We start from the raw sequence: 24,748 nt of genomic DNA, 5'->3' as shown, positions 1-24,748 counted from the left end.
AATGGTAATTTAATCTTTTTATGAATAATCTTTCAGCAGTAAATTCACGAATTATTTTTAAAAACTTTGAGTATAAATTTTAAAAATAATTCGTGAATTCGCGTTATAAAAAACAACTTATAAAACTTGCGCGGTTTTGTAAACTTGAATTGGAGCGGCAACAAAAGTTTCGCTTTTAGTGATGAAATCTTGCAAATGAGATTGGTTGTTATGAAGATCTAAGCCGGTTTGATCTTTCCATTCTTCCCAAATAATAAAAACATTTTCTGCATGATGAAGATCATAGCGTACGCATGCCGCTTCTTTTCTAGTTTCGGTAACTAAATCATTCAATAAGCTGTGAAGCTGCTGCGTGTTTTCTTTCTTGCTTTTTATAATGGCAGTTATAGATATCATGGTTATATGGTTTTGAAAATTTGTGCTAAATGGTTTGTGTATTCAGATTTAAAGATACTAATATTTTCAGATGTAGCACCTTTTTCGACATCATGAAAATGAAATCCGTCGAGTTTTTGCATTCCCACAAATTTGTTCATTTTATGAAAACCAAACATAGCACCATCATCTACCGAAGTTTCTTCGAAAAATTCTCCCGGAAGTGTAAAAGCAGTTGCGGGTGCATTCCAACTTGTAGTAAGCATATATTTACGTCCGTGTAAAAGTCCGCCGGTTCCGTAATTAATGTCTGGATTTGTTCTGGATCTTCCGTCACTTTTGTAAATTCCTTTGTTGTGTCCTGCGGTGAAAACATCGTCGATGTATTTTTTGAAAAGATTTGGTAATTGAAACCACCAAACAGGAGTGTGATACACTACAACATCTGCCCAAACGAATTTTTCTACTTCTTCTTCAAGATCGATTTCTTGTTTGATGTCAGTTGTTTTTATTTCGTAGTTTTTACTTTTTAAAAATTCAATTGTCCAGTCTGTAACGGTTTCATTGAATTTTCCACCTGAGTGAGCGAAATTTTGACTGCCGTTGATTATAAATATTTTTTTCATTTTACGTTTTGTTCTGATGAATTCGTGATGTGTGAGGGATAGAGGCGGTATCCTTTTATGAAGCGATAGCGGAATAAAAGATATAGCCGAAAGCCCGATTCGCCGCGGCGAACACACCCAAATTCTTATTATTTAATTTTTGAGATTTATTTTGAAACTCATAGAAACATAGATTTTTCTTTTTTGGGAAAGAGAATGGAAAAAAACTCGTTTCTAAAACATAGTTCTCAAAGTTTGTCGTTCCTTGGAATAACAAACTACGTTGACTGTGCTTGTTGATGCAAGTGAAACGTCTTTTTTAAATTGCTAAAACTATGTTTCTATGTGTTTAAATATTATTTTAATTTTGAAATTGCTTGATTAATAAATTCTAATTCTGAGACAGATAAATCAAAATCCATCGCTTTTGCATTTGAAATGGCTTGTTCTGCGTTTCTTGCGCCAGCCAAAACAATTGAGATTCCTTTTTGTAAAGTGGTCCAGCGTAAAACTAATTGTGAGATTGAAATGTGTTTTGAATTGGCTAATGAACTTAGTTCTTCTACTAAAGTTTTTACTTGTTGAAGATCAAATTTTCCAAAATAACCATTACGATGGTCGTTTTCTTTTAATTTACCGTCAGTAAAATATTTCCCGGTAAGTAAACCTCTTTCCATTGGGCTGTATGCTATGATTCCGATATTTTCTGCAATTGTAAATGGAAGTAAATCTGATTCAATACTTTTGTTGAGCATACTGTACGCAACTTGATCGGATGCGATTTGAACTGTTTTTTGTGCTTCCTGAATTTGAGAAACGTTGTAATTACTTACTCCAAAAGCTCTGATTTTTCCTTGCTGAAGTAAGATTTCAACGGCTTCCATTGTTTCTGAAATTGGTGTTGTTGAATCTGGCCAATGAATTTGCAATAAGTCGATATAATCTGTTTGAAGACGTTTTAAGCTTTCTTCAATTTCTTTTATGACATTGTTTTTTGAAGAGTATTTATAAATTGGCACTTTTTTACCATTATCATCTGCATCAAAAAAGAAATCACCTTTTCTGTTGTTGCTTCCGTCCCAAACTAGACCAAATTTGGTTAGCAATTGTACTTTTGAACGATCGTAAGATTTTATTGCTTCACCAATCATTTCTTCGCTTAAGCCAAATCCGTAAAAAGGAGCGGTGTCAATTGTTGTTACGCCGTGGTCGATAGAAGCGCGAACAGAGTCGATTGAATCTTTCTTTTCGTTTCCGCCCCACATATTTCCGCCAATAGCAAATGCACCGTATGTTATGGTTGATAATTCTAGTTCAGAGTTGCCTAATTTTCTATATTCCATGATATTAAATATTACGTTTTACAAATTTTTGACAAAATTATACCATTTTTATGAGTGTAAAATTGTATAATTTTGTCTTTTTTAGGTACATTTGCAACTTCAATAGATTCTTTAAAGATTATGAAAAAAGAAAATTTATATGAACCGTTTACGGTTTCTTTTGAAACATTGGATGAATATCCAGATGTTGGAGATCGTCATAATTTCTTTGAATTGGTTTACATTTTGAGCGGAACAGGAAGGCAGTGTATCAATAAAAATATTTTTGAATATGATGCTGGACATATGTTTTTATTGACACCTGAGGATTGTCATAATTTTACTATTGAAACGAAAACGAAATTTTTCTTTTTGAGATTTAATGATATTTATTTGAAGAATTCGAGTCTTCAAAATGAAAATATTCAGCGTTTAGAATATATTTTACAAAATGCAAATCATCAACCAGGTTGTATTTTAAAGAATGATGCTGATAAATGTTTAGTCAAGGTAATGATTGAAGCAATTTGTCGAGAACATAATGACAAAGATGTTTATAATCAGGAATTGATTCAACAATTGGTAAATACCTTAATTATTATCGTTGCCAGAAATATTGCTAAATATCTGCCGGAACAAGTGAATGTGGGAACTGAAGCTAAAGCAATGGATATTTTACAATATATTCAGACGAATATTTATTATCCGGAAAAAATTAAAGCGGAGTCTATAAGTGATTATTTCGGAATTTCGAATACGTATTTAGGACGTTATTTCAAGAAACATGCCGATGAAACGATGCAGCAATATATTAGTAATTATAAAACAAAACTGATAGAGCATCGTTTGCAATTCAGCGATAAGCGCATTAATGAAATTGCATACGAATTTGGTTTTACGGACGAAAGTCACTTTAATAAATTCTTTAAAAAGCAAAAGGGTAATAGTCCGTCAGAGTTTAGAAAGACGATTCGATTGAGTGCTTAAACAAGGATTACGCGAATTTGCACGATTTTTTTTAGCCAAAGATTACACAGATTAAAAGGATTTTTAATTTGTGATAATTAGTGCAATTCGTCTTTTTAAATGATTTTCTTAATCACACGTAATTTATGTGTGTGTTTGTTTATTTCGGGATTGTAAATTCCGGTATGGTCTAAACGATCAATACGTACTTTTCCACTTGCGTGAATGATGTAATTATTGTCCATAATGATTCCAACGTGAGTAATGTTTCCCTCATCATTATCAAAAAAAGCTAAATCTCCAGGTTCGCTTTCTTCAATAAAGCTTAGAGGTTCACCTTCCAGCGCTTGTTGAGAAGCGTCGCGATGAATTTTGTATCCGTTTAGTTTGTAAACCATTTGTGTAAAACCTGAGCAATCAACGCCAAAAGTTGTTTTTCCGCCCCATAAATAAGGTGCGTTCAAATACATAAAAGCGGTGTTTATAAGTGCGCTTTTTGGTTTTATGCCGCTGGTTTTTGTTCCTTCAAAATCAAAATTGGAAGTATTGATTTCGTTATTGTTTAAAAAAGTTAAGGAAGCACCAAGCGGAATTGGTAATAATAAATTGTTTGGAGAAGTGATATAATCAATTAAATCGGCGTTTAAAATAATGGCTTCTTTGCTTAATTGATTGTAGTTTTCTTCAGAAATTACCTGATATTGTTTTGAATCTACCCAGCCTTCGTAGTCATCAAACTGAATTTTTATGCGCGCCCATTGCTTTTGGCGTTCTAAAATTTCGATATGCTCGCCAAACAAAAGTTGTGTAACGATTTCACTTCTGTCGCTAGGTTCAGATCGAACGGGTACTATGGCAAGATTGCAAATTCCGAACATTTAGGGTAATTTATAAGTTTAAAAAATTAGGAGTTAAAAGTAATTAATTAACTCCTAATTTGAAGTATTATTATTTAAGCTCTTTCGATAACAATTGCTGATGCGCCGCCGCCGCCGTTGCAAATTGCAGCAGCTCCGATTTTAGCATCGTTTTGTTCTAAAACATTTAATAAAGTTATGATAATACGTGCTCCAGAACAACCAAGAGGATGTCCTAATGAAACAGCGCCGCCGTTTACGTTTATTTTTTCGTTATTAAGATTTAAGATTTTTGCGTTAGCTAAACCAACCACAGAAAATGCTTCGTTGAATTCGAAATAATCAACATCTGAAATTGAAACTCCAGCTTTGTCTAAAGCTTTTGGCAATGCTTTTGCAGGGCTTGTTGTAAACCATTTTGGTTCTTGTGCGGCATCTGCATAACCTTTTATGTAAGCTAAAGGTTTTAAACCTAATGCAATTGCTTTTTCTTCAGACATTAAAATTAAAGCTGCAGCGCCATCATTGATTGTTGAAGCATTTGCGGCAGTTACAGTTCCGTCTTTTGTAAAAACAGGGCTTAAAGATGGAATTTTATCTAATTTTACATTAGTGTACTCTTCATCTTTAGAGAATATAATAGGTTCGCCGCGTCTTTGTGGAACTTCTACGGGAACAATTTCATTATCAAATTTTCCGGCATCCCAAGCTTTTGCACTTCTTTCATAAGATTGAATTGCAAAATTATCTTGTTCTTCACGGCTGATGTTGTATTCAGTTGCACATAAGTCAGCGCAAACTCCCATTGCGTTGTTATCATAAGCATCTGTCAGACCATCTTTTTGCATTCCGTCCAGCATAGTTGCAGGGCCAAATTTGTTTCCGGCACGCATTTGTACATAATGTGGAATCAAACTCATGCTTTCCATTCCGCCGGCAACAACGATTTCGGCATCTCCGCAAGCGATTGCCTGCGCACCAAACATTACCGCTTTCATTCCAGAGGCACAGACTTTGTTAACTGTTGTGGCAGCAACTTCTTCTGATAATCCTGCGAAAAGGGCAGCTTGACGAGCTGGAGCTTGTCCAACACCAGCTTGGATTACGTTCCCCATGAAAACTTCATCAACTAATTTTGGGTCTAGGTTAATTTTTGAAAGGGCTCCTTTAATAGCGGCAGCGCCTAATTTTGGTGCGGGCACGGTAGATAACCCACCCATGAAACTTCCGATAGGTGTTCTAACGGCAGAAACAATCACAACTCTTTTGTTCATTTTCTGTTAATATTAGTTATCTAGCAAATTTACTGTTTATTTGAATAAATTCAAATTTTGCGTCAATTCGATTGGATTTTAAATTTAAGATGAAATTTTTGTTAATTCTATTCGTTTGATTGTGAAGTGGTTTAGAAAAAAGATTAAAAAAACTTAAAAAAAAGCGCGAAAATAGTTGTGAGATATGGAATGTTGTCTTACATTTGCAACCGCAAAACAGAACACGTTTCTTGAGCTTGGAGAGGTGCCAGAGCGGTAATGGAGCAGATTGCTAATCTGTCGACGGGTAACCGTCGCCAGGGTTCGAGTCCCTGTCTCTCCGCTTAAATTTTGCCTTCGGGGTGTAGCGTAGCCCGGTTATCGCGCCTGCTTTGGGAGCAGGAGGCCGCAGGTTCGAATCCTGCCACCCCGACAAAACTTTACCATTAAGTTTTAAAAAAATGGTTCCATAGCTCAGCTGGATAGAGCAACGCACTTCTAATGCGTAGGTCGAAGGTTCGAATCCTTCTGGGATCACTCAAGAGGATAATCGTAACTGATTATCCTCTTTTTGTTTTACGTAATTTAGTTTTTAAAATCTCTTGATTTTCTGTGGCAAAACCGTGGCAGTGAAGATTTTAAAAATTAAAATATCAACGTTTACAAGGGGTGAGGGCATATAGTTCGAATCCTTCTGCGTTCACTTTTAGATTTAGATATTTAGTCATTAAATGTTCTAAACCCTTATAAAACCTGCAGTCTTCTGATTTGCAGGTTTTTTTATTTCCGCTTTTAACTGCCAATATTTTCAAAAATGCACAAAACTTTGTGGCAATTTCGTGGCAATTTCACTGGAGCAAAAAAACTGCCACAGAAATCAGCCTAACATGTTTGTTATCAACATGTAAAGCAGGTTTACGTCTTGATTTGTTGATGTTATAATTCGAACTTTATTAACTTATAAAATGTTGAATTATGTTAGAGAGCACTATTGGAATTTCCTTCTTTTTGAAGAGTTCTGCAAATTGTACAAATGAAAGATTTATTTATCTGCGCGTCAACGTTGATGGTGTTCCTAAGGAGACGTCCACTAAACGGAAGTGGAGTGCAAGCAGGTGGGAACCAAAGACAGGAAGAGCGGTAGGGACCAAAGAAGATGCAAAAACTTTAAATTTCTTTTTGAATTCACTGGAATTAAAAATTAGAAAATTCGCCGATCACCTTTTAGACAAGCAGGAATTTGTTACCAGTATAAAACTTATAAATTTCGTTTTAGGTAAAACCAAACCAAAAAATACAGTTATGCAGGAATTTCAGTTACATAACGATCAAATGCTTGCTTTGGTAGAAAAAAAGGAATTTGCCATCGGTACTCACGTTCGTTATAAGATATCAAAAAATCATGTAGAAGAATTTATGCAGTTTAAATATGGAGTTTCCGATATGGAGTTTAATGAGCTAAATTTTGAATTTGTAAAAGATTATGAATTTTATCTGAAGACCGTAAAAAGTATAAGCAATAATACTGCGCTTAAATATATTTCTAATTTTAAAAAAATTGTACTTGTTGCAGTTGATAAGGAAATTATTGCATCAGATCCATTTAAACGATTTAAATCAAAAAAAATTAAAGTTCCAAAAAAGCCTTTGTCGGGTTTTGAATTATCACTTCTTGAGAAGCACAAGTTTTTTACTCCACGTCTTAATATTGTGAGGGATGTTTTTGTCTTTCAATGTTATACAGGTCTAGCTTATATTGATGTTTTTAATCTAAAGCGATCGGATATAAAGGCAGGTGTAGACGGGGAACAATGGATCTTAAAAGAAAGACAAAAAACAGGAAGTCCGATTAATATTCCTTTACTGCCAAAAGCGGTCGAAATATTAGACCGATATAAAAGTCATCCTCTCTGTATCGAAAGGGCTTCTGTACTGCCAGTAAGCTCAAATCAGAAAATGAATGAATATCTTAAAGAGATTGCAGATTTATGTGGTATTACAAGTCCTTTAAATACTCACAAAGCCAGAAGAACTTTTGGAAGTACTGTAACCCTGGGAAATGATGTTCCTATACATGTTGTAAAAGAAATGCTTGGCCACTCCTCTGTAAAGCAGACCGAAGAGTATGCTATAACCGAACAGGCGGCTATCGGCCGTGAGATGCAGGGATTAAAAGAAAGACTGGCGGATAAGGAAGATGTATCGGGAAATTTAACTTTACAAACAATTGAGAGAATGGAGAAGGAACTGATCGAAATGAAAAAGAAACTAGCTTTAATGAATCGGAACTAATAAATTGACAGGCGGAGGAGTATTTTTTGATCAGGCTTTAAACATTTGTCCAGATTTTCATTTTCAGTTTTATTTAATTTCAATTAGCACATAAACCAGCAGAATACGGAAACAAATTGTGCTGATACTGTCTAGGCAATTGGAAAATAATTACGGAAGAAACTTCGATGAAAAAAAATCTTAGGAATATGAAGTTATGTATAGAAAGATATATAAAACTATATAGATATTTGAGGTTATGTACAGTAATAATCAAATCCTGTTTTTCCTGCTTTTCAATTTCCCAGGCAAATGGTACATCTTTTTCTACTGCTTTGTAAATATTTCAGCTTTTGTAGTTGTTTTTATTTTTTACTCTTATTGGAAAATAATTTATAAAAATGCTGTTTTAGTGGAAAATATTTTACAACTAAAAACTCTTTGATGCTTATGATGGAAAAAATCAATAATAATGATAGTGGTGTTAAATTTTTCAAGTCAATCAGCCCTAAAAAACTGCTATACACAAAATTTTGCATTTATGAAGCCTTATTTTACAATACCGAATTGAATATTTTACTACTTTAAATATTTTATCTTTGAAAGGAATTTACTAACTAGGAACAATTCATTATGATTGAAAAACAAAATATAGAGTGGAAACTATCGTGGAGAGATGAGTACTTCGAGTATATTTCTGCTTTTGCAAATGCTGATGGAGGCAAGATTTATATTGGTATAAATGATAAAGGTGAAATTATTGGTATTTCAGATTATGAAAAAATTCTTGTGAACCTTCCTAATCGCATTAGAGATCTTGTAGGTGTAATTTGCGAGGTAAATCATTTAACAGATAATAATAAGCATTATATAGAAATTAATGTAAATGCTTACTCTGTCCCAATTTCTTACAAAGGGAAGTACTATATAAGAAGTGGAAGTACAACACAATTATTAACAGGGAATTCTCTAAATGAATTTTTACTTAAAAAGACTGGTCTTAACTGGGATGAAGTAAGTGAGCCCACTTCCTCGATTTCTGACATTGACGAAAGTGCAATTGAATATTTTAAAAATAGTGCTAATGTTAGTGGTAGATTAACTTTTATCAAACAAGATAACAACTATCTCAATATTCTAAAAAATTTGAGATTAATTGATAGTGACAATAAAATTAAAAGAGCAGGGTTACTTTTGTTTGCTGTAGACCCTTTGATTTTTTTTACTACAGCATTTATTAAAATCGGAAGATTTGGTAAAACTGGGGCTGACTTATTAAGTCAGGATGTAGTTGAAGTAAATGTTTTCGAACAAGCTGATATTACTTTGGAAATTCTTGATAAAAAGTACTTTAAGAAAACTATTTCTTATGATGGAAATCAGAGAATTGAAACTACTGAGTATCCATATGGGGCTATCAGAGAGATTCTTTTAAATGCAATTGTCCATAGAATCTATCAAACAACGCCTATTACTGTCAGAGTTTATAACGATAGATTAGAAATATGGAATTTTGGAACACTTCCAAAAGAATTATCTCCTGAAGATTTAAAAAAAACTCATAGTTCATATCCTAGAAATCCACTTTTAGCGCAAATATTTTATAAAGGTGGATTAATAGAGTCTTGGGGAAGAGGAACAATTAAGATTCTTGAGGAATGCAAAAAACACGGTCTGCCTGAACCAGAAATAAAAGAAGAAGGAGGGGGAGTTCTAGTTATTTTGTATAAGAGTAAAACGAGCCTGGATTTATTAGTGACTTTAGGTTTAAATAAACGTCAGATGGCTGCGGTTGACTATGTTAAAGAAAATGGTTTTATAACAAATATGATTTATCAAGGAGAAACATTTGCTTCTGCACGAACAGCTACACGCGATTTACATGAATTAATTGAATTAAAGGTTTTTAAAAAGATTGGAATTGGTAAAAATACGCGATATGAGTTATTCTAATTTGGCGCGAATTTGGCGTGAATGTATCCCTTTTGGCGCGAATTTGGCGCGAATTTGGCCGAAAAAACAGAAGAAATTCTTCGAGAGAATAGCAGCATTTAATAGATTGAGCACGACACGATTTAATAGAATCAGCACAACATGATACAATGGAAATTGCACGGTAATCTAATTAACTGTATTTACTCTGACCAGTTATCTTTTCATATGTTTCTTAATTATTATCAGCATTTATCAAATAACAAATATTAGTTCTCATTTCGTTCAATGAGTTTAAAACCAATGATGAAGCGACTTTTAAAAACGTCTCAAAAAAAGTACCTGCAAAGTAGGCAGATTAGTATTAACATGATCCGATAATTTAATCTCATTTAAGAGCCTCTAAAAACTGATTTAAATTTTCTTCAGTATTATAAAAATGAAATGATATTCTAGTGTTAGCTCCTCTTGCAGAACAAATTATTTTCTTAGCTTCTAGTTTTAAAACAGTTCCTTTTTCTAAAGGCAAACTAATAATGGAGGATTGCTCTTTTCTTTCAATAAGCCAGTCTGGAATAAGACCTTTGGCATTTAATTTCTGTCTTGCCTTATTTGCTAAGTCCTGATTGGTTTTTTCGATAACGTCCAATCCTATATTATTGATATAATTTATCCCTTGGTTTAGCGTTCCAAAATTTAAACTATCTAAATGTCCGGGTTCAAGACTCAAGGATAAATAATTTCTCCCACTGATAAATTGGGCAGTTGGTAATAAACTTTCTTTTCTGCCTTCATAAAGTTTATTTTTTACATCGTCAGATAAGAAGATGTATCCATTTCCATATCCTCCCAAAAGCCATTTATAGCCGCTTCCTACAAGGATATCTAAACCTGAATTGTTGAAGTTAAAAACTGTAGTGCCCAGAAATTGTGTACCATCAGCAATTAAAATCAAATCTGGAAAAAGAACTTTAAGCTGTTTTATGAAATTGCTTTGCATTCTAAGTCCACTGATGTACTGAACCATGCTGAAAGCAAAAGCAGTAGGTTTAAATTTCTCAATTGCATCTAAAATATTCTGCTCAAGATTATTATCAATTGGAACTTCCCAAAAGTCAAAACCCCTGCTGGTAATTGCGTAACTTAAAGTAGGATAGTCATCCTGAAGTATTAAAAAGTGATGGTTTTCCCCAAGACCTTCTAAGATTGTATTAAAGCCTATTGAAAAATTTGGAGTTAAAAATGTATTCTCTTTTTTGCAAAAAAAGCTATCTGAAAGATTTGTCCGGAGCTCATCTATAACTTTTATATTTTCAATTCTGAACATGCTTCCATTTTGTGTAAATTGTAAATCGTGCTGTTGTCGCCAATTAGCAATATCTGAGGTTAATAATCCTGAATTGGCAGTATTGAGGTACGTATAATTGTCAAGTATCGGGAAGTTTTTATTTAAAAGCATATTCAAAAATAAAAAAAATAATGAAATAAATTAATAGTATAAAATTTTTGGGAAGAAACGTTAACATTTAGCGAAAATCTATCTAGCTTGGTATATTGTTTATTATGCAGATTTAATTTAAAAATATACGTATTTTGCTTATTATAAAGCATTTGTAGTTTTAGGGCGCAATAGTGCAACAAATGTTTTTTTAAATCACCTAACTTCTTAAAAACTAAATTACTATGAAAAAATTTGATTATATTATTATTGGAAGCGGACAAGCTGGCGTCCCTTTAGCTTTCAGCTTGTCAAAAGAAGGCACTGTTGCTATTATAGAAAGGAGTTTTTTGGGTGGCACATGCGTTAATAACGGTTGTATTCCAACTAAAGCCTATGTTGCAAGTGCCAGAAGAATATGGGATGCTTTTCATGGGGATGAGCTAGGTATTGAAATTCCTGCCGGAGTAAAGGCGAATCTAAAAAAAATAAAAGCACGTAAGGACAAGCTGGTCAGTGATTCCCGCAGCAATATTGAAAAAGCAATTTGGAATAATGAAAAAATTGAATTGTACAATGGTGAGGCTCATTTTTTAAGTAACTACGAAGTAAAGGTTGGAGACAAAGTCCTTACGGCAAAAAATATTTTTATCAATGTAGGTGCAAGGGCTGTGGTCCCAACAGAATATCAAGAGGTACCTTTCTATACCAATGAAAATATTTTAGAAATTACGGATTTGCCTAAACATTTGATCATAATCGGCGGCAGTTATATCGGTTTGGAATTTGGGCAGATGTTCAAAAGATTTGGCAGCAAAGTCACTATAATTGAACGTAATAAAAAAATAATAAACAGGGAGGATGAGACTGTGAGCGATATGGTAGCTGAAATAATGAAGTCAGATGGCGTAAATCTTGTTTTTAATGCGCAAAATATTAAAGTTAAGCAAAATAATAAATCAGGTATTTCTGTAGTGGTGGATACTAAAGAAATGAAAGGATCTCATCTTTTATTGGCAATTGGCCGATCTCCTAATACCGATACACTGCAATTGACCAATACCACAATCGAAGTAGATAAAAGAAATTATATAAAAGTCGATGATTACTGTCAGACAAATGTCCCAGGAGTTTTTGCCATAGGAGATTGCAATGGGCAGGGTGCTTTTACACATACTTCTTATAATGATTTTCAAATTGTAGAAAGTTATTTGCTTAAGAAAAAGGAACGAAAAATTAGCGACAGAATTACTACCTATGGATTATTTATTGACCCTCCACTTGGCAGGATAGGAATGACAAAGAAAGAAGCCATTGATAAAGGTTATGAAATAGCAGTTGGATATCGTCCGATGACAAAAGTAGGTCGTGCTCAAGAAAAAGGTGAGACTTTTGGTTTTATGGAGGTTGTAATCGATGTTAAAACCAATCTCTTTTTGGGGGCCTGCGTGTTAGGTGTTGGTGGGGATGAAATCATAAATGGCATCACTAATTTAATGTATGCCAAACAGCCTTACACCTTCTTGCGCGACGCTGTGCATATTCATCCCACAGTAAGTGAGCTTATCCCAACGATGCTTGAAGATTTAAAGCCTATTGACAGGTAAGAAGTATTTAGATTTCAAAATGTTCATTTACCTTTAGATTGGGGATCCCCATGAAGGGGGCTTTATGTTTTTTTTATTTATTGAATGATTTTTATTATTTAAGCCCATGATCCTGCTTGCGATAATTGATATTTTTTTTTTGAAATTTATCAGATAATTATTAATCCCCATGTCTTTAACGTTTAATTGTTGCTTGTTTGTTAACTTATTTTGAAAACATTCAAGTTGTGAATGTTTATAAATCTAAAAGGAATGCTAACTCTTTGTAAAGAATATTTTCTTTAGCCATGATAATTTCCTTATTGCTTAAGTTTCAGCTAGGTATTTATGCACAAATGAAATCGCCATTGAGCCTTCGCCAACAGCAGATGCGACACGGTTCATTGCGCCCGAGCGCACATCACCGGCTGCAAATATTCCCGGCTCACTGGTTTCAAGCAGGAATGGATCTCTTTTTATTTTCCAGTTATTACAAAAGTTCGCATCCGTTTTCAGGTCACTTCCCGTAATTATAAAACCTTTGCTATCACGATGAATAATTTCGCCAAGCCAGTCGGTATAGGGCTTGGCACCTATAAAAATATACAGCGCGGCCGCATCGCAGCAGTTGTCGCTGCCAGTGGAAATATTCCACAGGGTGAGCTTCTCGAGATACTTCTCACCCAAGGCTTCCTGGATTTCTGTTCCGGGCAGCACTTCGATATTTGGCAGCTCTTCGATTTGTTTGATCAGATAAGAAGACATAGTGTACGAAAGCGAATCCTTACGGATCACAATATAAACCCGGCTCGCGTACTTAGACAAATAGACTGCAGACTGACCGGCGGAATTCCCACCACCTACAATATACACATTTTTGTCAACGCAGGCAGATGCCTCTGTGATGGCCGCTCCGTAATACACCCCGGCCCCTGTAAATTTGGCCACCCCTTTGGTGTCAAGCTTCCTGTAGTCGACACCGGTAGTAATTATGACAGCCCGGCTGATAATTTTAGATCCGTCGGCCAGCGTGATACTTTTGTAATTATCAATCTGGTCTATCGACACTACTTCCTTAGGTGAAATAAAGTCGGCGCCCAGCCGTCGTGCCTGGCTGATCGCCCTTCGCGAAAGGTCGGCACCTGTTAGCCCCGATGGGAAGCCTAGATAATTTTCAATACGCGAACTTGTACCCGCCTGACCGCCTGGCGCCTTGCGCTCAATAACCAATGTACGAAGCCCCTCTGAAGCCCCGTATACCGCTGCGGCAAGTCCCGCAGGGCCTGCTCCTATAATAACAACATCATATAGTTCTGCAGAAATCTCAGGATTAGAACCTAGCTGTAAAGCCAGGGTGAAGATGTCAGGCTTTTTTAAAATTGCTCCATCTTCGAGTATCACTACTGGCAAGTCAAGGTCGGTCAGATTGTTCTGCTCAAGAATTTTACGGACGTCGGGGTTCCGCTCTACGTCTAGCCATGCATAGGGGATGAGGTTGCCGCCAAGGTAATCCTTGAGGTTATGAGACAAAGGTGAGTACTGGTATCCAATTATTCTTATACCTTTAAAATCCGGAAGATATCCACCCTGCCAGTCTCGCAGCAGGTCATCGATGACGGGATATAGACGCTCTTCAGCCGGGTCCCATGGCTTCATCAGATAATAATCAAGCTGTACGCGGTTAATCGCGTTTATAGCAGCGTCGGTATCAGAATAGGCGGTGAGTAATACCCGCTTTGTTTCGGGGTAAATCTTTAAAGCCTGTTCGAGAAACTCAACACCCTCCATCATCGGCATTCGCTGGTCACAAATAAACATCGCGATAGCGCGGGCCTGATTTTTCAGTTCTTTAACACGTTCGAGCGCCTCAGCCGCCGAAGTGGTGCTGAGTATCTTATATTGGTTACCATATCTGGCTTTGAGATCCCGGCCGATTGCATTTAAAACCTGCTGGTCATCATCTATTGAGAAAATTATTGGTTTTTCCATATGTTATTCATCTATATTGCCATTAATTGGAAGGCATACCTCAAATTTTGTGTTCCCAGGTTCAGAGAATACTTTTACCAATCCTTTGTGCCTCAATACGATCCGCCGCACCGTTTCGAGTCCCATTCCTGTTCCTTTTCCCAGTTCTTTTGTTGTAAAAAAAGGATCAAAAATATTGAGCCGTATGTCTTCGGGTATTCCGGGACCGTTGTCGGCAACTGTGATTTTTATGAATTCAAGGTCTATTTCCGTGCAAATGGTAATTACTCCGTTTTGTGTTCCTTCAAGGCTGTCGAGCGCATTGTCGATAAGGTTGGTCCATACCTGGTTCAGCTCGCCCGGATACGCCTTGAGCAGTGGCAGGTTTTTACCATATACTTCCGAAAGCGCTACATTTTCCTTCCTGAATTTATAACCCAGGATGCTGATGGTATTTCGGATGCCGTTGTGGACATCGATCATTGTTTTCTCCGTTCCGCGATCCATGTGCGTATAGATCTTTACCGATTTGATCAGCTCGGCTATGCGACCGGATGACACCTGAATATCGAGAACTATCTTTTCTGTAACCAGTACGTTAAGGATCCAGTTGAAAATAGTGTTCAGGCCAGCTGGGGGCAGGAAATTCTTAAATGAATCGAGGTGGTCACAGTTAATATTGAAATCGGTAAATACCTCCGACATTTCTTCTGCTTTACCAATATCATGCTTCTCAAGCCATCCTGCGATCACCTCTTCCTTTTTAAGGCGTTCCTTCAAGGTTAATCCGCCGGGTTTGTATTCAGCCATGATCTGTAACAATACTTCATTTACGCCATCAACCTGGTGCGGTTCCAGATGAAGCGATGTAAGATCTTTAAATGCGCGGGGTTCCATACGAAGATGCTGGCGCAGCGACACAGAGTCGCTTACCAATGCCGAGGCGGGATTGTTAAGCTCATGAGCAAGGCCTGCTGCGAGTTTACCCAATGCTGCCATTTTATCTGTCTGGAGCTCCAATGTTGTAAAATCACGTACACGGTTGCTCATCTGGTGGACAAGAGCTTGGGTTAGTTCGAAATGATCCCTTATCATCTCGCGGTTTTTGGCTATATCAAAATGAAGGATACTGCTTTTTCCCTTCGACTGTGCGGAGAAGGTGATTAGCGTGCCTCTCGAGTAGGGAAGGTAGCCAAATATTGCCCCTGCGGCAGCCGGAATAACTTCCTGCTTATGTGCACCCTGATCCCTAAATAGACGTACATGCCCGTCGATAACGAAGTACGGGCCATCAATTGGATCGCCCTGAATGACAATGAAGTCACCATCTTCAAAATGCCTCAGGCGGCTCTGGTTCTGTAACCATTCGAGCTGTTCAGCAGGAACCTGCGCAAGAGATTCAAAATTTTTAAAATGCTTATTATGGCTTACCATGATGTCTATTTGTTGTTAATGAACTCGTGTTGGCAAATGGCCGAAGCAACATTCGCCAACTGCCAGAGCTGCGGAAAAAGCTTTTTTGCGATTCCTCCCCAAACCAGCACATGAAGCAAACATGTCGCTTCGGAAACTCACCCCATTGCAATAGCCGCAGAACCCGGCGCGGTAAAACCATGATTAAATCATTCTTTTCCTTGCTACCATAGCCTATGCAAAACATTAATAACTGGATTTACGTTCGACAGATGCGACAGAACCAATAGCGGTTATAAGTATTACATTATATTTATTCTGTCAAAACATTAACAATTAATAATAATGCAAATCCAATTGCAACTATAGTTCCTGAATACTTAGGCGTACCATGGAAAGTCTCTGGAATTAATGTTTCTGCAACCATTGCAATTAAAGCTCCTGCACCAAATAGCTGCAATAAACCTACCATCGTTTCAGAAATATTTTGAGCAAGAAAGAATCCTAAAACTGTCAACAAAATACTAGCGAAACCAACTCCACCCCAAACTTTGAAAATCCAACTTTTTTTTCTACCAGCATGCAGCATTCCTACTGAACCAGAAATAGCTTCGGGCAAATTTCCCAATGCAATGGCAAGAATAAGAGGAAGATCTACCCCATTAGTAAAAAGTGTTAATCCTAAGACTATGGACTCTGGAACTGCATCCATTCCAGTTCCAAGGGTTATTGCTAATCCACTTCCAGGCTTTTCCTCTTCGGTAGGCTGTGCAACACATTCTCCGCAACGTTTTCTGTCTTTTGCTCCCCGGCTACTAAGGAGTACATTACCAAAGCTAAAACCAAGAGCCCCGATTAGAAAAGCAATTATTGCATAAATTAGCGGAGCATCTTCAATAGCCTCTACTGCTAATTCTATAGTTGCAGCCGCAATTAACAATCCAGCGGCAAGAGCCATCGTTTTTGCGATTGTGTGGTGGTTAAACTTGATATTTAGCCCTATAACCGCTCCAACAATTATTCCTAGAACTGATGCCGCAGCCCAAAAAGTTACTTCGTAAATAGTCATCTTTTAATTCCTCCTAAATTGATGATATCCATTATTTAAGTACGATAAAAGATAATACTTCTCATCACTCATCTTCTATTTTAACCCCATTCCAAAAAGCGACATAATTCGTAATATTTTCATACCCAGGTTTTGGATTGGCATAAAACCAGGCACCCTCTACGTTCTCATCGCCGTCCACTTTAATATTATAATAACTTGCAACGCCCTTCAAAGGACACGTAGTATGTAATTCAGTCATTGAGAAGTATTGTTTTACGATACTATCCGGCGGGAAATACGCATTACCTTGCACCTCCACGGTGTTATTGCTTTGTGCGATAACTTTATTGTTCCAAATTGCTTTCATTTTATATATTATTTAATTGTTGGTTAAATTTTCGATATTCCAATAGTACCATATTTAATTAAAACCCTAAAACTTCGCCAACAAGAATTATATGAATTTGGCGCGGCCGAATTTCTTTTTCAAAAACCAAATATTTCCCCAAAGTTGTGCCTTCTTTAAAACCCATGCGTTTCATCCTTTCATTCTCTAACGGAAGCACGAATTCATTCAGCCTTTCGAAAGCGGAATCTAGTGTAGGAACCACTTTTTGTAAGCCGGCAACGAATACAAGATGTCGGCTGGCATAAGCAATCGCTGAGAGTTGATTTCCCATGCCGGAAGCAATAATTAGCTGTCCGCTTTCGGTGATAGCGTGAAGACTTTGAATATTATAGTCAGCCAAGACACTTTCCCTGCGTAACTCGTCTTTCTTCAGGTGATCAATTTCTGTGAAAATATTATCCCGGAAATTTTTCCATGCATGTTTCCTTGTATGCAGTAAATCGAGAAAGCCTATTTGTTTTAGTGTTACAGAAGAAGCCGTTGCTATTTCTGATCCGGCAGGAATAACCGATATGACTTTTGCCAGGGCATCCTCTTTCGAGGCCGCAAAATGAGGAATAAAATTGCGCTGCCTTAGATTTTCAAAAAGCTTATCGATAGTTTCCTGTGATGGAAGTGTCTGGTAATTCATAAATAAAACATTGTTAAATATCCTAAATGCTAATTTACAAGATGTACAATTCCTTTACCCGCATCCAGATGAAAATCATCCTTTCTTAAATTTTCCATGCTTTTTATTTAGTTAACAATGTTTATACGTTATTCTAATCTTTTCGTCCTTGTCAGCTTAGTATGAATAATTAATAATTCCTTACAATTTATTTCAGTTATTTTTCAGCTCGACCAATTAGTGGTAAGAATGTGTTATTACTTACCGTATTTTATTTCATTCTTTAAAGACCTAATATTTGTTTTTTGGCATCTGTCAAATCTAAAATTTGGGCGAAAAAAGAGTCAATAATATGTGTAGCGTATGGGGTGCACTCGGGTTTAATGGATGTCCAGCTAATTTTTCCAATGATGCTGAAAACGGACAGCTATGGGCTGATATGAGCTGGATTAATAACAATGGTAAATTTGAATTTAACAGGGCAGATGACCTTATTGTCGATTGATCTGTATGCTTTTCTGTCGTTTATAAAGAGGTTTTTGAACTGAGAAATTGATCAATTATCAATTTTCGTAGAATAATAGTCCGCAATTTCAAAGAATTTGCAGCTGTATAACAACTGTTTATTTGCTTTTTAAAGTAATGTGATTAGGAAATTAAGTACTTTAAGCTTTAAATTTAAAATGTGGTTGGAGTTCCTGATCATGGCAAGAACTTGATAAAAGGATATTTTTATTGCTAAACACAGAAGGTAATGTTAATTTTCTACGTATTTGGATGAACGCAGTTCTTCCAGTATTCAATTACTACATTGATTATTGACTTTGTTTTATGAAAGTCATTTTCTTTTTTAAAAAATCCCTGAATACTGAGAGTAGTGTAAGCTTCTTCAATAGCCTGTTCTGAGGCCGCAGTAGAATAAAAAATAAAGGGAATACTCTTTTTTCGTAAAACCGGGTCAGCATCTATAAGACGTTTTAATTCCAGTCCATTCATAATGGGCATATTGATATCACAAAAAATGATCAACATTTTTTCATCACTGCTGCATAGGTAAGAAAGTGCTTCTTCTCCATTAAGTTTCCATATGATTTTATTTGTATTACCAAGAGAAATAATTACTTCCTCTAAAATCTCTTTGTCATCTTGATCATCTTCCACTATTAGGATTATACCGTTCTTTGTCATTTGGCTGGTTTTGAGGACTTTAAATGTAAGATTGTTTTTTTAATATATTTATTATTTTGAAAGATATATTTTACAACTTAAGATTAAGTGATATACTTTGTATTTATCGGTTATTAATATTTTTTTTGTTTTTTAATCTTTTTTAAATAAGCCAGTAATTTTTCGGCAGGCTCATACATTCGATCCTAAACTTCCTAGGGTTTGATTTTGCTAAATTTCTGGTTTTCAAAAACAGCAAGTGGCACGATTCTGCCACGTACTGAGATGGGTAAAAGATCCCTAAAAACCGCCTTGACTTTTTGTGGCAAAAAAGTTATCCGCTCCAATTTAAAATGTTTTTATTATTTGTATTATTTTTTTTTCAATTTCTGGTTCGGAATCAGAATGGCCTGCCTCCACAATAAAAAGTTCGCTGTTTATTAATGCAGAATGTAGTTCAACCGCAAATTTTAACGGACAAATTGCATCTTGTTTTCCGTGAATTATTTTGGTAGGAATATGATTTATCTTTTCTACGTTTTTTAAGATATAATTTTCGTCTAAAAAACAATTGTTTGTTAAATAATGTGCTTCCAAAATGGAAAGGGATTCATAGGGTATATTTTCTAAAATAGAATCAATTTCCTTATTCGATATATCCTTTTTAAAGATTGAAATTTCATAAAAAGCCCATTCATATGAAAAATACTTTTTTTCTTCCTTTGATCCGTTTACCATTTTTTTTAAATAGTATTCAGCTATCGAACCTTGAAAATCAGTAGGGACATTTTTCCTAAATCTTTTCCATATTTGAGGAAACTTCTCTTGAATGCCCCCATTTAGGTAGTAATCAATAGATTCTTTATTTCCTAAAAATATTGCTCTCAGCAGTAATTTTTTAACTCTATAAGGATTTTGGACTGCATATGCCAAACTAAGGGTTGTGCCCCATGAACCACCAAAAACAGTAACCTTATCAATATTTAGGAAATCAAGAAGTTTATTAATATCATTTATTAAATCCTGGGTAGTGTTTTGTATAATCGAACCAAATGGAATGCTTTTGGCCGAGCCTCTTTGATCAAAGAATATAACTTTTTGTTTCTGGAAATTAAAAAAACGCTTGTCTTGGTCTGAAAATCCTGCACCGGGTCCTCCATGGACAAACAATATTGCCTCTGCATCTGGATCTCCACACACTTCATAATGTATTTTATGAATATCGCTTACTTTTAAATACTTCATTGTATATATGATAGGATTATTAATCTGAAACTATTTTATATAAAATCGTATCTTCAAACTTCTGTTTTTAGATAGTTTATAGAAATCGATTGTATATTTGTTATTATAATATTAGTCTAATGTAAGTACTATTTGCTTAGGTCTGCCTCTAAAACTCCATTACCGTATCCAGCCCTCGTTTCAAGCCCTTAAACGTCCTTACCTTCTCAATAGCAAGTAAAGCTCCCTGCACATAAGGTTCTGCTCCGGCACCTGAATCATGTCGAATGGTAAGTTTTTCATCTTTTAGTCCAAATATTGTTTCAATGGAAATAACATACCCTGGAAGCCGCACTGAATGTACCTGCACACTATACAGGTTAGCACCGCGGCTTGCTGCATCTCCGAGCAGTTCATCATTTGAAACATGAACCGCCGCTTTTTGAATTTGGGACAGCCGATATGCCAGTTCCCTTGCTGTTCCGCTTGGACTGTCTATCTTATCTTGGTGGGCATAATCTATAATTTCATAGTTCGGGATATATTTAGCGGCCATCTCGGCAAATTTTTGTAGCAGTACAACCGTTATGGCAAAATTCCCTACAGCTAAAACTGATGTATTATTATCTGCTGCTGTTTTTTCTATTTCAGCATAGTCCTCATTGGTTAATCCAGAGGTCCCCACCACAACACTTTTACCTCTTTTAAGCGTTGCGATAATGTTTCTCTTTCCTACTTCTGGACGTGTATATTCAACCAAAACGTCAAAATCAACTTCCGAAAGTGCTTCTTCAATATCGTCAAAAATTGGAATTTCAATATCTTCCAAATGTAATATATCGGACAAATTTTGACCTTTGTGTTTACGGGACAATGCTCCAACCAGCTGCATTCTATTATTAATAGAAATGCCTTTGCTAAGTTCTGAGCCTGCCCAGCCTGTGGCGCCTGCTATGAATACTTTTATCATTTTGCTGTTATTTTATGTTTAATTCCTGTAGCTAAATTTCGGTAATTTTATCATATTTTATCCGATCATAAAATATAAAACTATAATGAGTAAAAAATACAATAAGACTTTTTTGTATGCTTAATAATCTTGTAATTTCAAATGAGAGAAGAAATCAATTATATCTTTTGAAAGTAATTCTGGCTGTTCAGCTGCAGCAAAATGTCCACCGGCTTTCATGTCTGTCCAATGTGTAATATTAAAACTTTTTTCGATATAAGCCCGGGGCGGAGTTGGTAATTCTTTCGGGAAATGTGCAAAGCCAACCGGGACACCAATAAATTCATTCCTTTTAAAAGCCAATGGCTTTTTACTATTTTCATTGTAGATCCGCATGGATGAATGTATGGTTTGAGTAACCCAATAGAGGGTAACATTAGAAAGCAATTCATCTTTGGTAAAAGTATTTTCAATATTTCCATCATTGTCGCTCCAATCATTAAATTTCTCAATTATCCATGCACACAGTCCCGCAGGAGAGTCGTTAAGTCCGTAGGCAGCAGTTAGTGGTTTTGTGGAATGAAGGTAAGCATATGCACCATATTTACTAGACCATTCTGAACTGTTTTTTTTAAACTCTATCATTTCATCGGAGAGTATTTCACCATCTTTTAAATATGGCTTGTATGAACCTGAAATGTAGTTGAGATGAAGTCCGATAATATTTGAAGGATACTTTAGTGACAGCCATGAACTTATGCCAGAGCCTATATCGCCACCTTGGACACCAAATTTTTCATATCCAAGATTGATCATCAATTTTTGCCAAATGTCTGCAACAAACTCGCTGTTGCATCCCTCTTTATTTACCTTAGACGAAAAACCAAATCCTGGAATAGAAGGAATCACAAGATCAAACGACCAGTCCGGATTCTCCGTCAGCATCGGCATTATCTTCATCATTTCAAGGAAAGATCCTGGCCAGCCATGAGTCATAATAAGTGGTATCGACTTTTTACTTTTACCTTTAACATGAATATAGTGTATCTGCATTCCATCAATATCTGCAATAAAATTAGGATAAGAATTTATTTCATTTTCAATTTTACGCCAATCAAATTTATTTTGCCAGTAATTTGTTAATTCTTTCATATAGGAAAGATCAGTACCATAAGTCCAGTGCGATTCATTAATTTCATCTGGCCATCTGGTCATGTCTAATCTTGCATTAAGATCATCTAATATGTCTTGCGGGATATTTACTTTGAAAGGTTTTATTCTCATATTATCTTTTTTTTTCTTTTTCATTATTAGTTTATTTGCTTTTGTAAAAAAAGGTACTGCAATAGCTATTAAAGCCAAACCTCCTGTTTTAATAACTTGTCTTCTGGTTAAATTGTCCATTTGTATTTTATGAATTACTGCAAAGATAAAGCATTGAATAATTCATAAAAATGCTTATTTTGCATGTATTAATGAATAAAATGCATTAAATGGACTTACAACAAATTAGAAACTTTCTCAAATTAGCAGAAGAATTACACTTTTGGAAATCGGCGTCAATGGTGAACCTTACTCAGTCTGCATTAAGCAGACAGATTATGTCACTGGAAAAAGAATTAGGCTGCAGCCTTTTTGAGAGAAATAAACGAAATGTAAAACTTACCCCTGCTGGACTTTTTTTGAAAGAAAAGTGGTCCGTTTTATTAGATGATCTGAATTACGTTCATGTATTTGCGAAAAATATTGGAGCAGGAGAAAATGGGATTGTCAGAATAGTACATCCTGATTCTGTATCCTATTCTGTTATACCTACTGTTTTATTGCATATCTCAAAGGATTATCCGGACTTATCGATAGAACTTATTCAATTGTTCCATGAGAATGCACAGGAATCGTTGAGAGATTATAAAATAGATGTTGCATTTACCCGCCAAGTGAATACATTATCAGGTATAAGCTCCTATAAAATAAAAAGTGAACCTGTTGCTTTTTTTGTTCAGACTACACATCCCTATATGAATTTTAGTGATATTACAGCAGAGAATTTAGGAAAACAGAATTTTATAATGCCAGTAGAAGATCGTAAAAGCAGTTACTTTTTCTTAGTCCAGCAAATTTTTATATCTTATGGAGTAGTGCCAAGTTCTCACTATCAGTCTGATTTTGGTTCCAGTATACTGGGCTTAGTATCTAAAGGCTTAGGTATAGCTCTGCTGCCGGTAGGATTTGCCAAACATAATATTGAAGGAGTAAGATATTTTGAAACACCTTTTATGACTGATCTTTATATTAACTGGCGCACTAATGAAAATAGCCCTGCTGTACTTAATGTATTAAAGACTATAGAAAGTGTTAAATGGAAATAATAACTAATCTTCACATACAATTGATATTTTCACTCAAATGAATCTCTAAAATTCAAAGGTGATTGATTTGTCCTGGTCTTAAAAAATTTATTGAATGATTGTGGATGTTCAAAACCTAATTTGTAGGCGATCTCTGCGACGGATAATGTGGTTGAACTAAGAAGATCCTTAGACAAATCAATTAACTTGGTCTGAATATACTGCTGCGTATTTTGTCCTGTAAGCGACCCCAGCATATCACTTAAATAGCGCGGCGATAAATTTAGTTTTTCGCTAACGTATCGTACTGATGGCAGGCCATTTTCTAAACTGATATCGTTTAAAAAGTATTCATCTAATAAGTTTTCTAAAGCAGTTATAATTTCATGATTTAATGTTTTTCTTGTAATGAATTGGCGATTATAGAACCGATTACTATAATTCAAAAGCAATTCTAGTTGAGAAACAAGAACATCCTGACTGAAATTGTCGATATTATTTTCCAACTCACTGGCTATTGTCTCGAATAAATTTCGGATTATTTTCTTTTCCTTTGCAGACAAAAACAAGCCTTCAGCAACACCGTAAGAAAAAAAACCGTACTGGATTATGGAATTACCTAGTGGATAATTTCTAATAAAGTCAGGATGAAAGTATAATGAATAGCCTTCATAACTATCTAAGTTTTCGGAAGAAATTACGATTTGTTTTGGTTTTAAAAAAGCCAAACCTCCTTCTTCAAAATCATAATATCCCTGTCCGTATTTTACCTGTCCTTTAAAATTGGTTTTAAATGAGATTTTATAAAAATCTATACTAATCTTTTGGTTCTTTTCAAATGCACTCAAAATTACATCATCGTAATTTACCAGGGCAATAAGCGGATGCAATGGTGCCGGCTGCTGCAGATAATGCATCAATTGTGAAATATTTGTAAAGGAGTGTATAGCTGCGTTATCCTGTTTCATCGTAACAATAAATGTACAATTTAATTTTATATATAA

General features: G+C 35.5%; 22 protein-coding genes and 3 tRNA genes. 9 read left to right on the top strand and 16 right to left on the bottom strand.

Going from position 1 to position 24,748, the window contains the following annotated elements; translation table 11 throughout:
- Positions 1-117 precede the first annotated feature (117 nt).
- From NLG42_RS22205 to NLG42_RS22195, 3 genes are all read right to left on the bottom strand, one after another.
- Positions 118-396, bottom strand: coding sequence for a putative quinol monooxygenase (locus NLG42_RS22205; protein ID WP_089052765.1), 279 nt, complete (start codon positions 394-396; stop codon positions 118-120).
- 2 nt (positions 397-398) lie between these two features.
- Positions 399-1,001 carry an NAD(P)H-dependent oxidoreductase gene (locus NLG42_RS22200; RefSeq protein ID WP_099719242.1) on the bottom strand — a complete coding sequence of 201 codons (603 nt, stop codon included), beginning with the start codon at positions 999-1,001 and terminating at the stop codon, positions 399-401.
- Positions 1,002-1,336: 335 nt separating this feature from the next.
- Positions 1,337-2,323, bottom strand: a complete 987-nt coding sequence (locus NLG42_RS22195) for an aldo/keto reductase (protein WP_257682429.1) — start codon at positions 2,321-2,323, stop codon at positions 1,337-1,339.
- A gap of 120 nt (positions 2,324-2,443) precedes the next feature.
- Here NLG42_RS22195 and NLG42_RS22190 point away from each other — a divergent pair, with 120 nt between their 5' ends.
- Positions 2,444-3,289, top strand: coding sequence for an AraC family transcriptional regulator (locus NLG42_RS22190; protein ID WP_089052768.1), 846 nt, complete (start codon positions 2,444-2,446; stop codon positions 3,287-3,289).
- 95 nt (positions 3,290-3,384) lie between these two features.
- On the opposite strand, the gene NLG42_RS22185 is transcribed toward NLG42_RS22190, so the two are convergent.
- Both NLG42_RS22185 and NLG42_RS22180 read right to left on the bottom strand, forming a co-directional pair.
- On the bottom strand, positions 3,385-4,146 hold the full coding sequence (locus NLG42_RS22185; protein WP_257682428.1) for a C40 family peptidase: 762 nt from the start codon (positions 4,144-4,146) through the stop codon (positions 3,385-3,387).
- A 74-nt stretch (positions 4,147-4,220) separates the two neighbouring features.
- The gene (locus tag NLG42_RS22180) at positions 4,221-5,399 is read right to left on the bottom strand and encodes an acetyl-CoA C-acyltransferase (RefSeq protein ID WP_257682427.1); all 1,179 of its coding nucleotides are present in this window, start codon (positions 5,397-5,399) and stop codon (positions 4,221-4,223) included.
- A gap of 238 nt (positions 5,400-5,637) precedes the next feature.
- Between NLG42_RS22180 and NLG42_RS22175 the strand changes: the two genes are divergently transcribed.
- From NLG42_RS22175 to NLG42_RS22155, 5 genes are all read left to right on the top strand, one after another.
- Positions 5,638-5,721, top strand: a tRNA-Ser gene (locus NLG42_RS22175).
- A gap of 15 nt (positions 5,722-5,736) precedes the next feature.
- Positions 5,737-5,811 (top strand) — tRNA-Pro (locus tag NLG42_RS22170).
- A gap of 30 nt (positions 5,812-5,841) precedes the next feature.
- A tRNA-Arg gene (locus NLG42_RS22165) sits at positions 5,842-5,915 on the top strand.
- 438 nt (positions 5,916-6,353) lie between these two features.
- Positions 6,354-7,670, top strand: coding sequence for a site-specific integrase (locus NLG42_RS22160; RefSeq protein ID WP_257682426.1), 1,317 nt, complete (start codon positions 6,354-6,356; stop codon positions 7,668-7,670).
- A gap of 612 nt (positions 7,671-8,282) precedes the next feature.
- Complete coding sequence (locus NLG42_RS22155) at positions 8,283-9,602, top strand: ATP-binding protein (RefSeq protein ID WP_257682425.1); 1,320 nt, start codon at positions 8,283-8,285, stop codon at positions 9,600-9,602.
- A 367-nt stretch (positions 9,603-9,969) separates the two neighbouring features.
- On the opposite strand, the gene NLG42_RS22150 is transcribed toward NLG42_RS22155, so the two are convergent.
- Positions 9,970-11,040 carry an aminotransferase class V-fold PLP-dependent enzyme gene (locus NLG42_RS22150; protein ID WP_257682424.1) on the bottom strand — a complete coding sequence of 357 codons (1,071 nt, stop codon included), beginning with the start codon at positions 11,038-11,040 and terminating at the stop codon, positions 9,970-9,972.
- A 224-nt stretch (positions 11,041-11,264) separates the two neighbouring features.
- Here NLG42_RS22150 and NLG42_RS22145 point away from each other — a divergent pair, with 224 nt between their 5' ends.
- Positions 11,265-12,626 (top strand): mercuric reductase, encoded by a 1,362-nt coding sequence (locus NLG42_RS22145; RefSeq protein ID WP_257682423.1) that lies wholly within the window; start codon positions 11,265-11,267, stop codon positions 12,624-12,626.
- Positions 12,627-12,932: 306 nt separating this feature from the next.
- On the opposite strand, the gene NLG42_RS22140 is transcribed toward NLG42_RS22145, so the two are convergent.
- The 5 genes from NLG42_RS22140 to NLG42_RS22120 all read right to left on the bottom strand — a co-directional run bounded on the left by NLG42_RS22140 (position 12,933) and on the right by NLG42_RS22120 (position 18,077).
- Positions 12,933-14,594 carry an NAD(P)/FAD-dependent oxidoreductase gene (locus tag NLG42_RS22140; protein WP_257682422.1) on the bottom strand — a complete coding sequence of 554 codons (1,662 nt, stop codon included), beginning with the start codon at positions 14,592-14,594 and terminating at the stop codon, positions 12,933-12,935.
- 3 nt (positions 14,595-14,597) lie between these two features.
- Positions 14,598-16,007, bottom strand: coding sequence for a sensor histidine kinase (locus tag NLG42_RS22135; protein WP_257682421.1), 1,410 nt, complete (start codon positions 16,005-16,007; stop codon positions 14,598-14,600).
- Between the two features lie 292 nt (positions 16,008-16,299).
- Positions 16,300-17,055, bottom strand: coding sequence for a ZIP family metal transporter (locus NLG42_RS22130; RefSeq protein ID WP_257682420.1), 756 nt, complete (start codon positions 17,053-17,055; stop codon positions 16,300-16,302).
- A gap of 64 nt (positions 17,056-17,119) precedes the next feature.
- A complete protein-coding gene (locus NLG42_RS22125; protein ID WP_257682419.1) occupies positions 17,120-17,404 on the bottom strand; it encodes a DUF427 domain-containing protein in 285 nt (94 codons plus the stop codon).
- A gap of 58 nt (positions 17,405-17,462) precedes the next feature.
- Positions 17,463-18,077 (bottom strand): lactate utilization protein, encoded by a 615-nt coding sequence (locus NLG42_RS22120; RefSeq protein ID WP_257682418.1) that lies wholly within the window; start codon positions 18,075-18,077, stop codon positions 17,463-17,465.
- 331 nt (positions 18,078-18,408) lie between these two features.
- Here NLG42_RS22120 and NLG42_RS22115 point away from each other — a divergent pair, with 331 nt between their 5' ends.
- Complete coding sequence (locus tag NLG42_RS22115) at positions 18,409-18,561, top strand: hypothetical protein (RefSeq protein ID WP_257682417.1); 153 nt, start codon at positions 18,409-18,411, stop codon at positions 18,559-18,561.
- Between the two features lie 260 nt (positions 18,562-18,821).
- On the opposite strand, the gene NLG42_RS22110 is transcribed toward NLG42_RS22115, so the two are convergent.
- The 4 genes from NLG42_RS22110 to NLG42_RS22095 all read right to left on the bottom strand — a co-directional run bounded on the left by NLG42_RS22110 (position 18,822) and on the right by NLG42_RS22095 (position 22,800).
- Positions 18,822-19,244 carry a response regulator gene (locus NLG42_RS22110; protein WP_257682416.1) on the bottom strand — a complete coding sequence of 141 codons (423 nt, stop codon included), beginning with the start codon at positions 19,242-19,244 and terminating at the stop codon, positions 18,822-18,824.
- A gap of 327 nt (positions 19,245-19,571) precedes the next feature.
- Positions 19,572-20,468 (bottom strand): prolyl aminopeptidase, encoded by an 897-nt coding sequence (gene pip / locus NLG42_RS22105; protein ID WP_257682415.1) that lies wholly within the window; start codon positions 20,466-20,468, stop codon positions 19,572-19,574.
- A 148-nt stretch (positions 20,469-20,616) separates the two neighbouring features.
- Entirely contained in the window at positions 20,617-21,417 is an 801-nt protein-coding gene (dapB, locus tag NLG42_RS22100) for a 4-hydroxy-tetrahydrodipicolinate reductase (RefSeq protein ID WP_257682414.1), read from the bottom strand.
- A gap of 120 nt (positions 21,418-21,537) precedes the next feature.
- Positions 21,538-22,800: an epoxide hydrolase family protein gene (locus NLG42_RS22095; RefSeq protein ID WP_257682413.1), complete on the bottom strand. Its 1,263-nt coding sequence runs from the start codon at positions 22,798-22,800 to the stop codon at positions 21,538-21,540.
- 89 nt (positions 22,801-22,889) lie between these two features.
- Between NLG42_RS22095 and NLG42_RS22090 the strand changes: the two genes are divergently transcribed.
- The gene (locus NLG42_RS22090) at positions 22,890-23,765 is read left to right on the top strand and encodes a LysR substrate-binding domain-containing protein (RefSeq protein WP_257682412.1); all 876 of its coding nucleotides are present in this window, start codon (positions 22,890-22,892) and stop codon (positions 23,763-23,765) included.
- Positions 23,766-23,794: 29 nt separating this feature from the next.
- Here NLG42_RS22090 and NLG42_RS22085 read toward each other — a convergent pair whose 3' ends face one another.
- Positions 23,795-24,712, bottom strand: a complete 918-nt coding sequence (locus tag NLG42_RS22085) for a helix-turn-helix domain-containing protein (RefSeq protein WP_257682411.1) — start codon at positions 24,710-24,712, stop codon at positions 23,795-23,797.
- Between the last annotated feature and the right edge of the window lie 36 nt (positions 24,713-24,748).

It is taken from the genome of Flavobacterium plurextorum, assembly GCF_024638035.1.
Classification (GTDB): domain Bacteria; phylum Bacteroidota; class Bacteroidia; order Flavobacteriales; family Flavobacteriaceae; genus Flavobacterium; species Flavobacterium plurextorum.
This window is presented reverse-complemented; position numbering and strand designations above follow the sequence as displayed.